Source organism: Oceaniferula marina, assembly GCF_013391475.1.
In the GTDB taxonomy this organism is placed as follows: Bacteria; Verrucomicrobiota; Verrucomicrobiia; order Verrucomicrobiales; family Akkermansiaceae; genus Oceaniferula; species Oceaniferula marina.
In genome coordinates, this window is sequence record NZ_JACBAZ010000005.1 from 88,263 (window position 1) to 101,516 (window position 13,254).

10 protein-coding genes are annotated in these 13,254 nt (G+C 49.9%); 8 read left to right on the forward strand and 2 right to left on the reverse strand.

Going from position 1 to position 13,254, the window contains the following annotated elements; genetic code table 11:
• Positions 1 to 70 precede the first annotated feature (70 nt).
• Both mntR and HW115_RS13660 read right to left on the reverse strand, forming a co-directional pair.
• Complete coding sequence (mntR, locus tag HW115_RS13655; RefSeq protein WP_178933463.1) at positions 71 to 502, reverse strand: transcriptional regulator MntR; 432 nt, start codon at positions 500 to 502, stop codon at positions 71 to 73.
• A 48-nt stretch (positions 503 to 550) separates the two neighbouring features.
• A complete protein-coding gene (locus HW115_RS13660; RefSeq protein WP_178933464.1) occupies positions 551 to 1,312 on the reverse strand; it encodes a hypothetical protein in 762 nt (253 codons plus the stop codon).
• Between the two features lie 376 nt (positions 1,313 to 1,688).
• On the opposite strand from HW115_RS13660, the gene HW115_RS13665 reads away from it, so the two are divergent.
• The 8 genes from HW115_RS13665 (at position 1,689) to HW115_RS13700 (ending at position 13,164) form a co-directional block, all read left to right on the forward strand.
• Complete coding sequence (locus HW115_RS13665) at positions 1,689 to 5,189, forward strand: hypothetical protein (protein ID WP_178933465.1); 3,501 nt, start codon at positions 1,689 to 1,691, stop codon at positions 5,187 to 5,189.
• Positions 5,190 to 5,255: 66 nt separating this feature from the next.
• Positions 5,256 to 5,900 (forward strand): hypothetical protein, encoded by a 645-nt coding sequence (locus tag HW115_RS13670; RefSeq protein WP_178933466.1) that lies wholly within the window; start codon positions 5,256 to 5,258, stop codon positions 5,898 to 5,900.
• Positions 5,901 to 5,916: 16 nt separating this feature from the next.
• On the forward strand, positions 5,917 to 8,334 hold the full coding sequence (locus HW115_RS13675; RefSeq protein WP_227021524.1) for an NPCBM/NEW2 domain-containing protein: 2,418 nt from the start codon (positions 5,917 to 5,919) through the stop codon (positions 8,332 to 8,334).
• 82 nt (positions 8,335 to 8,416) lie between these two features.
• Positions 8,417 to 9,223, forward strand: a complete 807-nt coding sequence (locus tag HW115_RS13680; RefSeq protein WP_178933468.1) for a MotA/TolQ/ExbB proton channel family protein — start codon at positions 8,417 to 8,419, stop codon at positions 9,221 to 9,223.
• A gap of 25 nt (positions 9,224 to 9,248) precedes the next feature.
• Positions 9,249 to 9,737 (forward strand): ExbD/TolR family protein, encoded by a 489-nt coding sequence (locus HW115_RS13685; RefSeq protein ID WP_178933469.1) that lies wholly within the window; start codon positions 9,249 to 9,251, stop codon positions 9,735 to 9,737.
• Between the two features lie 25 nt (positions 9,738 to 9,762).
• Positions 9,763 to 10,185, forward strand: a complete 423-nt coding sequence (locus tag HW115_RS13690) for an ExbD/TolR family protein (RefSeq protein ID WP_178933470.1) — start codon at positions 9,763 to 9,765, stop codon at positions 10,183 to 10,185.
• 41 nt (positions 10,186 to 10,226) lie between these two features.
• Positions 10,227 to 12,089, forward strand: coding sequence for a hypothetical protein (locus HW115_RS13695; protein WP_178933471.1), 1,863 nt, complete (start codon positions 10,227 to 10,229; stop codon positions 12,087 to 12,089).
• A 4-nt stretch (positions 12,090 to 12,093) separates the two neighbouring features.
• A complete protein-coding gene (locus HW115_RS13700; RefSeq protein ID WP_227021525.1) occupies positions 12,094 to 13,164 on the forward strand; it encodes a hypothetical protein in 1,071 nt (356 codons plus the stop codon).
• Positions 13,165 to 13,254: the final 90 nt, after the last annotated feature.

Sequence of the window (13,254 nt, forward strand, 5' to 3'; positions counted from 1 at the left end):
GTGTATGCTCCTTCTGTGGAATCTTTCGCAAAAATCCCGCCTTGATTGAGTTTTCGTCTTTGCGAGAGGCTTACTCCGGGAGCCTTTCCTTAACCTGGCGCAGGGTTTCCGGGTGGTGCTGAAGGTGGTCGGTGACCGCTCTGAGAGCTTCCAGGGTGGAGCGGGAAATGTGGTGCTCCATGCCCTCGACATCGCGATAGATGGTGTTGGTGTCGATTTCAAACAGTTGCAAAAACCGGGTCAGGGTCTCGTGTCGGTCAATGATGGCTTTGGCGATGTTGAGCCCTTTATCCGTGAGGATCGTTCCCCGGTATTTTTCATGTTTGACCAGGCCTTCGGCATCGAGACGCTGCAGCATATTGGTGACGCTGGCTTGGGAAATGTTGAGCTTTTTTGAAATATCAATCGGACGTGCGTAGCCTTTTTCCTCGATGAGGTGGAGGATTTGTTCGAGGTAATCGTCGCGGGCGGTTGAGCCGCTGGTGCGGTGGGAGGCTGGCATGCATGGATTCTCAGGATTTGGATGCCTGCTGTCAAGCATGGCCGCGTTTCAGTCGTCAGATCGTTGGATGATTGCGGGTTTGCGGTAGATGTCGCGATTGGAGGCTTGAAACTCGGCTTTGAAGCGAACCTTGAGTTCGGACAGGTCGCAGAGTGTCCCATGCTCAAAGTGCCAGCTCCCTTGGTTTCCATTGTGTTGGATTCCCAGGAGAAGGTGAATAGCATGATGCTGTACTTTGAGGGTGCTTGATCTTGGTTTGAAGTAAAAGGTGCGGAGTGTGCTGGTTTCGCTGTCACGTTGGTAAAGCTTCGGGTCCAAATAGATGTGGGTGGTTTTGCCGTTCTGTCCGGTGTGGGTGATCCAGAGATCGGGGTATCCGCTGCGTTGGGCGTGTCCCTGGCTGTTGAGGGGGATGCAGCATTGGAGGGATTTTTGAGCATTGAGGTGTTTGCACAGGATGTCTTCAGCCAAGCGGGAGACCTCGTTGATTCGTTTGATCTGTTTGAGTGGGGTTTGATTGAGATCTCGGATGGTTCTTTGCGTTGCTTCTTGAATGGCTTTGAGGATGGCTGTGTGTGTCGGGTTCCCTTGATCGATGGGGATGACTTTTTTCTTGCTGCTGGCCAGAATGATTTTGGGGAAGGAGAAGCTTTGCTTATCCCAGTCCTGATTGAGCATGGAGCGGATCAGGGCGTCCTCTTTTCTATTTTGGGCTGTTTCAAGCTCTTTGGTCTGGCTGTTGTCGGCCAAGGTCAAGAGGGGGCAGCAACATGCGCTGAATCCAATAGCCAGGAGGGTGGGTGCTTTCATACTGCTGAGTTTTATTGAATCCGGTTTTTGGTCAATGTCTTTGCCTGTGCATTTTGACAAATGGGGGTGTTTTTTATTCGATGTCATTGCTTTTGGTTTGCAATGGAGGGGGTATTATTGATTAATATCTTAACTCTGGTGGTATATTTAGCAAATGAGCGTCATTTTTCGGAAATATCTATTGGAGTATTGAAGTATACGTGTTAATCCAATTTTGCATTGAGTAACGCATATGCAGTTGCAAGGGGGGAATTGATGAATGCTTCTTTCTTTTCTCTTGATTGCCTTACTCATGCAGATGAATCTGAATCATCATAAAATGAAGAGGATTCGGTTTTTTGAGTATATGAACCCAATTTTGACATCACCGAGGAAAATGGCCAGGCTGACCCTGCTGCAGGGGCAAGCTGGTGGCTTTGCGTTGGTGTCGACGCTTGCGGTGATGGTTTTGTTGGTGCTGGTGGCGTTGTCTCTCCTTAGCCTGAGTACGGTGGAGGTTCGCTCTTCCCAGCGTGTGAAAGCAGTGCAAGAGGCGAAGTCGAACGCCCGCTTGGCTCTGATGGTGGCTTTGGGGGAGTTGCAGAAGCATCTTGGGCCTGACCAAAGGATCAGTGCCCGGGCCGAAACCTTGGTCAAGGACCCTCGCATTGCAGATGTGGTTTCCGCAGGTTCTCCCCAAGCTTGGTGGGTGGGTGCGATGCACAGTGATCGAAATTTGCCGATCGTCTCAGGCGATCCTAATGATCCGGCTGATACGGGGGAGGCTGTGGCTTGGTTGGTTTCCGGGCTCGATTCCTCGAAAAATATTTCTGACCCCAGTCCGTTTGTGGATCAGAATCCTGTGGAGATGTGGGGTGAGCATAGTCTCGATCTGGACCAATACACTGGAGGTGAAGCGATTCGTGCCGGCCGGGTGTATGTAAACAATGGTATGGGGCAGCGGATTTCTGCTTATGCGTATTTTGTCGATGACAATGGAATGAAGGCGCAGTTGACGCCTTATCATGAGTCTTTACAAAATGAAGAGCCCGAATTGCTGGCCTCCGGAGTGCTTCCGGGTGCTTATGACCTGTCTATCTTGGATGGGCTTGACAGTTTGGATGGAGTGGCTCCGTCCGACTATCAAAAGATGCTGTCTTTAGCTGAAGTGCCATTGTTAGGTGGCTTGGATGACATTTGCCGGAAAAGATTGATGGATTACACGGTTTCGTCACTTGGGGTGTTATCGAACGTGAGGGAAGGCGGATTGAAAAAGGATCTGACCATCGCATTTGAAAATGAGTCTGTATTTGCCTCTGTTTTTCCCTTGGATGAAAAAGAGCGTTATCTGGTAATGGATGAGGAGAAGCTGGAACAGGCCCAGGATTTACAAAAGAACGGATATATCCATTGGGAAATGTTCAAGGATTACTACAACATGAAAAAACATATCCGTGAGGAAGGCGGTGTGGAATACTTGGATCATGTGATTTTCGGGAAAAGCGGCCTCAAAATGAATAATAACAATGAGCCGTATATCAAAAAGCCATTTTATGAGGGGGCCTTGGGGCCACATGATATTGGTGATGATCAATTTGAAGAGACCTCAGACGGTTGGGCTCCGGACCCCAGCATGAAACTAACCCATGAAGGGCACCCTTATGGTGATTACACGGTGCTGCACGATCCTGCCAGAGAGGTCTACGCCGGTGAATACAAACATAGCCCTCTGACAACCGTGCTGTCGTTACTTCGTGAAGATGCCTGGCTTGAAAAAATAGATAAGCAACACCGCTTGGATCCGGTCAATGCGGATCATAACCACGGAAAGGCTGACTCCGATCCGGATGATGGTAAGTTTGAAACCCATGTGCAGCTCTGGACGTCCCACTATAACCCTTACAACATCAACCTGAGACTGATCGGCTTACACGACCAAGGGCGGGACGGTCCGCGGGTGATCAATTACCCGCAAGTCAATTTTACGGACCGTCCGGATAAGTCGGTGAATGGGCTGAATGACAAACGTGAGATTCATGTCCCAGGTAAATCAATCATTCTTTCTCCGGGGAAAAGCCGGATGGTGGGCTTCAGGAAAAATACGCGCTTTGATGAGTCCGTGGATGGGACGGATAAGTTTAGTGACGAGGTTGCCACCGTGGTGATGGAAAATGTCTGGGGGAAACCAGACGATGCAGGTCAGACGATTTTGAAGAATGGTAACATCACGGTTTCGTTTATGTTGGATCGGCCGGCGATGATCCATGGTGTGAATCATGAAGGGCATCTACGCAATGACCTGGAGACGGCCCAGGTGTTTTTCTCTCCTTTCGCGTGGGATCAGTTCGTTGATCGGGATGGTACGGATCAACATATTGGAAAGCAGATCGATACCGGACTTCCGGCGGATGGCTTCAATATCAATGGTAAGGTTTCGATGACATTTGGCTTGAGAACCACGCGGGAACCTGGTTCTTCCCTGCGCCCCTTGATCGATGGCAATATTCGGGCCATGTGGCATAACCCCAAGTGGGATTACAATATGGGGCTTCCCTTGTTGGCTTCTTATTCGGATAAGCATCAGGGAGAGTCCACTGATGTTCCTTTCGTCGAGATGGAGACGGATGCCGATAGTCACGGCCATACCTATTGGGGGGCGGACCGTTCATCTCAGGATGGCGCGTCATCCGTCATTCTCTTTGATGTACCCCGTGAAGATTTGGTTTCTCTGGGTCAGTTGCAGCACGCCGGATGTGGTCGCTTCAGTTATGAGCCCAGTTACATTGTTGGGAATTCATATCGGAATGTCAGGATTCCGGGTGATGAATGGAAGGTGGAAGCCAGTGATACCTTTCCAGGGAAACCAGAATGGAAAATCCCGGGGTCCTTCAATCTTTATGATGCGTCCTACCTGATCAATGAAATCCTGTGGGACGGTTATATCTTCACTACGATCCCACAAGTGAAGGATAACCACACTCCGGATGAGCCGGAGATTGATTTTCCAAAGATTGCAAAAGGTGAAGAGTTTTTACCCAATCCAAGGTTCATTCCTTACACTCCCTCCGGATCTCAGTTTGACAAGGCGACGATGCAAGACGAGGGGGATAAACAGAGCGGATCGTTTTATCATAATGCCGGTCATTTGTTAGTTGACGGGATGTTCAATGTGAACTCGACATCGGTTGCGGCATGGGAGGCCTTTCTATCCGGGACATACAAGCTTCCCGTTCAGAAAATGGATGACAAGGGGGAAATCGGCGGTTTTGTCAAACCTGAGCATGTTCGCTTCCCTCGTGTGAAATCTGTGATGGGAGAGGGGTTTGACAAGGATGATCCGGACGAGGATTATTGGATCGGCTTCCGTCATTTGGAGCAAGATGAGGTGCGTGCCTTGGCCGAAAAAATCGTTGAAGAAATTAAACGGCGCGGGCCATTTCTTACGCTAGGTGAATTTGTCAATCGGAAGCTCGATGATGATAAGACGCTTTCAGCGAAGGGCGTGTTGCAGGCTGCTTTGGACGCCACTGTCAATGAAGGTTTGGATGCTTCTGTGGATGAGGATGCCACACACCCTGCCGTCACTGGTGATAGTACGCAAGGCGCCGGTTTCCCCGGGCAACTATTGCAGGGTGATTTATTACAAGCCTTGTCGCCCTACATGCAGTCTCGGTCTGATAGTTTTACCGTCAGGGCATACGGTGAATCCCTTGATCCGGTAAGTGGCCGAATCCTTGCCCGCGCCTGGTGTGAGGCCGTCGTGCAACGTTACCCTGATCCTGTAGGGAATTCAGAAAGTTCTCTAAGTGTGTTAGAAGAGTTGGCGAATCCAAGTAGTGCGTATGGTCGTCGGTTCCGTATGTTGTCGTTCCGGTGGTTAAGCCCCGATGAAATTTAATCTGAATCTGGTATGATTTATTCTCGATCGTTAATACTCCTGTTTCACCTCTGGCTTGCCTGTATCTTGGCGTGTCTTAGCTCGCTGACGTTTGCTGATTCTCTCGAGTTGCGGACGCTTCAGTTGGATAAACAGGAAATGCCGGACCTTTATGTGAATGGGGCGGAGGGTCCGGAATTATTGAGTTTTTCCTCGATTCAGCCGTCGGCACTGCTGCAGGTGGATAAGACGGATCCTTTGGTTTTGTATCGTCAGGTGAAAGATGGAAATGGAGGGCTTGACTACAAGCAGGCTTTCAAGGTGGATATACCCGATTCCGCGGAGGGGATTTTATTGTTGGCTTGGAAGGTTTCCGGGAAAGAGAAATTCATGGCGATCAAGGATCATTTTTCCAAGGCCAAGGCTGATCAATGGTTGATGATCAACACCTCGGACCGGGCGATTGCGTTCCAAGTGGGTGCCAAAACCAAGCCGGTGTTGATCAAGCCAAGTAGTATTCATATTTTTGATGTAAAAGCCCAGAAGGGAAAGGGGGCCGCGATTATGGCGAAGGCTTCGATCGATCAGGAAATAAAGACGATCTATTCCACCTTTTGGCCTGTGTATGCCGGTAAACGCCTGGTCGTGATTATCAGCAACACCGGAGAAAAAATCAGGGTGAAACCCATATTTGATACCATTCCAATACGAGAAAACAATGAAAGTGAATAAGAATATACTTTGTGCAATGAGCCTTGCTTTAGCTTTATCATCCAACGTTCTTGGTGAATCCAAGGGTGTCTGGTTAGATGAACTTGATCTTTCGAGCATGAGCTCAGGTTTTGGCCAGGCCAAGCCAAGAACATCGCTGGATGGCAATCCCATCCAGATCAACGGAAAAACCTATCAGCGAGGAGTGGGGGTGCATGCCGTAAGCCGTTATGTGTTGGCTTTGGACGGAAAAGTAACACGCTTCAAGGCGGTGGTTGGTCTGGATGATGAAGTCAACCCGACAGCCTCGGTAAACTATCTGGTGATTGCGGATGGAGAAACATTATTTGACAGTGGAGTTATGAAAATGAAGGAAGCAAAAGAAGTGGACGTGGATTTGACGGGGAAGAAATTCCTTACATTGGTGATTGATGACGGCGGTGACGGCATTGTTGCCGACCATGCCGATTGGGCGGACGCTAAAATCACGTATGAGGGCAAAGCTCCCATGCCACACGAGAGTGACCGGCGCTGGGGGATTCAGAAGGATGGATCGATTCAGTGGGATATCCCAAACGACCCCTTGGCTGTAGGGCACCAGGACCATGTGGAAATGAGTGGCCGCTACACAGCTGTGATCGTAAGGTATGGAATAAACCGTGATGGTAGCTTGAAGCTCACGCGACACATTGTGTGGCCGATGCTGCGGACGATTCCCAATGACACTCACGGGAGTCTTGCCCGAGATTTCAAAGGAGCTCTGCTTCCTGAAATCGAGGTGGATGGGCAAGCGATTGCTGTGGAGAAACCCCGCACAATCACCCACCGTGGAGTGATGACGATCACGAGTCGGGTGGGCGACGGCCTCGAGCTTACCCGGGTGATTTTTCCTAGCATGGAAAAGCCTGCGGCGATGGAGCAATGCACTTTGAAAAATGTTGGAAACAAGAAGGTCCGTGTGCGATTGAAGTCTCTCCAGACAGAGCAACGAACCGAAGCCAGCCAGGGGGTGGATGGTGTTTATGTTTTCCGAACCGAGTCGAGCAAGGATCAGGATCAATCGCTGGCTCCTGGGGCATCGATGCAATTTTCACTGACTCATTCCGCCCGGCGTGAGGCTGAAAAGCCACTTGAGCTTGATTCCGCGAAAGAACTGAATGAGCGGTTGGCTTACATCAGCGGTCTGGATGCCGAACTCCAATTTGTCAGCCCGGATGAAATCCTCAACCGGTCGTTTGGCTTTGCCAAGATTCGAGCCGCCGAGAGTATTTTCAGAACCAAAGGAGGCTTGATGCATGCACCTGGAGGAGGACGTTATTACGCTGCCATCTGGGCCAATGACCAGGCTGAATACGCGAACCCCTTGTTTGCTTATTTAGGTGATGATGTCGCCCGTGAGTCGGCTGAAAACTCATTCCGTCACTTTGCTCGTTTCATGAATGATGATTGGGAACCCATCCCATCATCCATCATTGCCGAAGGTGATGATATTTGGAATGGTGCCGGTGACCGTGGTGATGCGGCAATGATCGCTTATGGTGCGACCCGTTACGCTATGGCCCGTGGTGACCAAACCATCGCACGGAAACTCTGGCCCTTGATCGAGTGGTGCCTGGAGTATAGTCGTCGAAAATTGAATGATGGAGGTGTGGTGGCTTCGGATTGTGATGAGTTGGAGCGACGTTTCCCTGCAGGTAAAGCAAACCTTTGCACCTCGAGCTTACACTATGATGCCTTGGTCTCGGCTGTGGCACTTGGACGTGACCTCGGTCAACCTAAAAAGCAAATTGCCCAGTATGAGCGGGAAGCCAAGGAATTGCGTATAGCCATTGAGTCCTATTTCGGGGGTAAGGTCGAAGGTTTTGACACTTACCGCTACTTCGAGGGCAACAAGCTTCTGCGTTCGTGGATTTGTATTCCTCTGACCGTAGGCATTGATGAACGCCGTGACGGCACCATTGATGCTTTGTTTTCAAAACGCCTCTGGACCGAAGACGGACTTGCAACAGAAGCCGGAAATCAAACGTTCTGGGATCGCTCGACACTTTACGGGCTGCGGGGTGTCTTCTGCGCAGGAGCAACGGAGAAGGGAATTGACTACTTGAAGAAATACTCGGCACGTAGGTTGTTAGGTGATCATGTTCCTTACCCGGTGGAAGCCTATCCGGAAGGGAACCAGCGTCACCTATCCGCTGAGAGCGCTTTGTATATCCGCCTGATTGTCGAAGGTATGTTTGGCTTCCATCCGACCGGTCTGCGTTCCTTTACCTGTCTTCCTCGCTTACCTGAAGGCTGGCCGAAGATGTCATTGCGCAATATCGATGCCTTTGGAACCTCGATCGATATCGAGGTGGTTCGCAAAGGTGAAAAACAACACGTGACCGTCAAAGCCGCAGGCAAAACGATTGAATCCCGTGAATACGACGGTAAAACACCTATTCAGATACAACTATAATCTACAAAGATGCGCATCGTCCCCCAGAAATCAACTCGGGGGGCGGTGGTCGCAATCACCTCAACCCACACCAATAAGATCCATGAAACGCAAGATAAAGAACCACCCTATTTTCCTGTCAGCCTCAGTGATGATGCTGACAGTCCTCCAAGCATCAGCCCAGACAGATGCGCCGATTAGCATTGAAATTAACTGGATGGAAGAACTCCAGAAAGGTGGACTCACGGGTATCGCCTTGATCGTCCTCGCTGTAGCTGCGGTTGGTTTTACCATTGAGCGCTTGCTCAATTTACGAGGAAACCTGATTGTTTCCCGAAAGTTGATCGATGAAATCAAGCCGCTGGGTCGCGACCATTATTTTGATGAAGTTCGGGACCGCTGTGCTGCGTCACCGTCCGTTTTATCCAAGGTGATGACCTATGTGGTGAACCACCGCGGGAATGACCCGGAGCTCTACATGGCTGGCGCCGCAGATATCGGAGCCCGTGAAATTGATAAACATCGGCGGAAGCTAGCTCCTATTGGAATTATTGCCTCGCTTGCTCCGCTCCTGGGTCTGTTGGGGACCATGATTGGGATGATTGAAGCCTTCGCCAAGTTTGCTTTGATCGAAGATAGTTCTGAGGCCTCCATTGTCTTGGCGGACTCGATTGGAAAGGCTCTCATTACGACGGCTATGGGTTTGGTGATCGCGATCCCCACGCTGGTGATCTACCATTACCTGCGCTCACGCCTGAACAAATATTCAGAGGATCTGGAGGAAGCAGTTGAATCATTGGCCAGTGCCTGGTTCTTCCAGACCAGTGGGTTCGTCAAGGATACGGAGCCTGGCAAAACGGTGGGTGTGGCTTCCGAAGAATCATCTGAGGATGTGCAAGTGACCGCCTGATCAAAGTCTAACCTTATCCAACGTTATGAGACGTCGCCATCGCCGTGGAAAACGAAGTAAGGAGGAATCTCCAGAAGTGAGTATGTCTCCATTGATTGACTGTGTCTTCCTCTTGCTCGTGTTTTTTCTTGCCACGACGATGTTGAAGAAGAAGGAAAAGCAGATTCCGGTGAATATGCCGGATATGAACTTGAGCTCATCGAAAGAGCCCACCCCTGAAATTCAGGTGGTGGCCATGGGGCCTCGCGGAAATTTTTATACGCTGGGGGCCCGGCAAACGAACATTGGTCGGGTGACTTACAAAAAAATCAGGCAGACACTTCCGGATTATCTTACCGAGCTAGGGGCTGTGCATCCGGCTGGTGCTCCCATCCGCTTGGATGTGCCGCGGGAAACTCGATTTGCTTTGATTGTTGAGTTGCTGGATTTGTTTCAAGAAAAGCAATTTGATAACGTTAGCCTGCGTTTGCTCGATGAACAATCATCGAAGAAGATGCTTCGATATTCCAATTAGGGGATCAACTTAAAGAACCGAAACCATGCGTATTTCTGACCAAGACGAAGAAGAATTTGAAGTGTCCTTGTCGCCATTGATCGACTGTGTCTTTTTGTTGCTGATCTTCTTTCTGCTGACCACCATGCTGAAGAAGGATAACCGGGATATTTCGATTGATTTGCCGGTTTCAACTTCAGCTTTGGAGCTTGCGGCTGATGATAAAAACACGGTGATTGGATTGAACGCCGTAGGCGAAGTTCATATCGACGGTGTCCCCTCTGACTTGAACGACCTGAGGGTTGTGCTCAAGGATATTTATATGATGAACGGGCCGGATCATCAGATCCGACTCGATGCGGATACCGAGTGTCCTGCATTCCGTGTGGTCGAGGTTTTGGACATTTGCCAATTCATTGGCATGCGAAACCTGGCTGTTCGGACCTACGATGAATTTTATAACCAATAACACAATTAGAGATCATGATAGTGGATTCCATAGATAGGGCCTTGGAGAAGATTTATGCACGTCGCCGGCGCTTGGCGATGGCGATATGTTTGTTGTTGGTGATCTCCGTTTCGATTACCCTCAGCATTTATCCTGATTTGCTGAGCACCTTGTTAAAAGTTCCGAAGCAAGAACAGAGCAGCGATAGTGAACTGAGTAAGCCGAAGAAAAAGAAAATCACCAAAAAGAAACCTCGGCAGATGCCCAAGGAGTTGAAGGACAAGGTGGTGAAAAAGAAGAAGAGTCAGCTGAAAAAGCGCATGATTACCGAGATCAAGAAGATGCAGCGCCAGGTGGCCAATCTTGAACAAATCGAACGTCAGCGCATGGATGATTTACAGGACCTTCGCGACCCGAAAGAGGACATGATCGAAAGGATCAAAGAGGTCGCCGAAGTGCTCGAGGATAAGGCGCATACTTTTAATAACAAAGACTCCAGTCAAGAGGCGACGGATCTCGACCGGGAGGCCAGAGAGTTGGTGGACGACATTGAGAAGGAACTCGAAAAAGTTGCCAAAGAAGAGAACCCTACTGACCCGAGCGGCAAGCCCGCAAATGAGGAAGAGTTGAAGGACCTTTCAGATAAAGCCGAAGATCTGGCCAAACGGCTGGATGAGGCATCGAAGAAAGCCGAGTCGGGTGAACCGAAACAAGATGCCGAACAGGCGTCGATGGCTGCCGAGGATGTTGCCAAGAATTTGGAAAAATTGGCAGAGAATGATACCAGTGAAATGACCGAGGGGTTGGCTGATAGTGAGACGAATCCGATGCGTTCTGAAACGCGCCCTCTGGATGAGCTGAGTATCAAAGAACTGCACGACCTCAGCCAGGATCTCGCGGCTCATGCCAATGATTTACATACGGATATCAAGGCGGCCGAAGATGCCAAGGAAAAGAACATGCCTTTCAATGATTCACTGGCGAGCAAGAAGCTAACAGATTATCAGAAGAACAAGCTCGACGGTCAAACTCCGTCGACGCCGAAATCCAATAATACGGAAGCCAATCCCGAGGGGGAAACCATGGATGATTTTGCTAATTTCACCAAGGATGCGATGAAGGGGATTCAGCAAGCGGCACGAAGCATCAACCGCAATGAGCGGATGTCAGACCCTGCCATGCGAGCTGCAGCTATCGCCGCTGCCATGGGCGGCGGGGGAAAAGGTGGCTTTGGTTCCGGCACAGGCCAGGGTAAACGGGGTGAAGGCTTCGGAGGAAAAGCCCGTAGCGGTCCGGATGATCCTCTGCGTTTGCAGTCGGGAGGGACGTGGAATCAAACAAACATGAAGTGGCGGGATGCCGTAGCCAGTGCCAAGTATCATTTCTCCCACGAGCAGCTTCGGGATATATTGCCAGCCCGTCGTTTTTCAAAGGAAAGTTTGCGTAAGGGGTGGTTTTACATTGATACCTGGTATGTGATCGGGCCATGGAAAGCGCCATGGGCAGATGGTCGCGTTGATTACCGCGTGCAATTTCCTCCGGAACATGAAATTGATCTCGAGGCTGATTATGGTGAAGGTCAGGATGGAGAGCGGTTGGTCTGGAAGTTCAAACAATTCGATAGTGTTTTGATGGCGATGGATCCACAATGGAGGGACTCGGCTTATTTTCTCTACACGGAGTTGTATTTTGAGGAAGATACCGAGATGGTTCTCTCAGTTGCCGCGGACGATACGGCCAAGGTATGGGTGAATGACCAGGTGGTGATCGAAGAAGATACGATGTCGGACTGGGCTCTGAATGAAAGCTATAGCAAGGTGCGATTCCACCGTGGATTCAACAAGGTGCTGGTCCGGCAACAGAATGGCCCAGGTGAAACCGACCTTTCTGTGATTATTTGTGCTGAAGAAATTATTACCCGTTAAGAAGATGCACCGTTCCCAGTATATAGGATTACTCATTGGTCTTTGTTGTTTTTCCAGTTGTGGAAAAAAAGAATCGGCTGATGCTGAGCAGGATCAGGGGCCAAAGCCTGTGCTTAAAGCAGAGGATCAGGCGGATGATCGGAACCGGAGGCGTGAGCGGCTATCCCGTGACCGTGAACTGTATCTCGCCCGGCTTCAAAAGTCAGCCAGAGAGTATAGCAAGGAACAATCGAAACCTGTGGTCGAGGAAAACCTTCAAACGTTCAGGATTCGATATGATGGCTACGTCAATGAGATCTATACACCGGAACTGAAAAAGCTGGGGCTGAAACCCAACACAGCACCGTCAGTCATTTTGCCCCTTCGCAATGGGGCCAAGGTGATGGCGGTTAATTTTTACACCGGCAATGAGTACCAGATTCCATCCAACCGTTCGGCTGGTCTTGATGCTGTTACGCAGACCCATTGGAATAATGTTAGTCACCAAAACCAACGGGCCGAGCATGGTAAGGTTCTCGACGGGCAGGTGAAGGGGCTTCAACTGGCGGATGGTAGCCGGGCTGGGTCGGTGACCTTGACGTGGCAGGCACCCCGGCTCACCAACCGGCGTAACTCTCCCAAGCCGGATACTGATGGTTCCTTGTTGCTGATGAGCAGTAACCTTGAGGGGAAGGAGCTTTCGTTTTCTCTGCAAGGCTTGAACGCATCGGGGTTCAAACGTTACGATCTGGTGTTGTACATGGAGTATGTGCTTGATGAAAATCAACAGGACGGTTCACAACAACCCATCAGCCGGGTAGACGTTTGGGGTGACTCTGATAGAACTAAATTGTTAGCCTCTGATCTTGTGAGTGGAGTTAAGGTGTCTGGCAACCCTTATGAAGGTCAAATCCGATCATTCACCAGGCAGGATTCGAAAGATCGAACGTTCTTGTGTTCAAATACCGGTAAGCCCGGACACTATGTTTATTTTGCCGATCTGACGGCATCGGATTTGTATTTTCACTTGGGTCCCCCCGAATTTGGCAAGGTTTCAGATATTCGCTTAGGTGGCTTGCAAGTGATCGAGAGGTAGAACGTTTAATCTTTTTCTTTGTCGTAGGTGTCTAACGACTCTGCTGCAAAATGGTTCTCTGGCTTTTTGCCAGAGTTGTATAATCACACC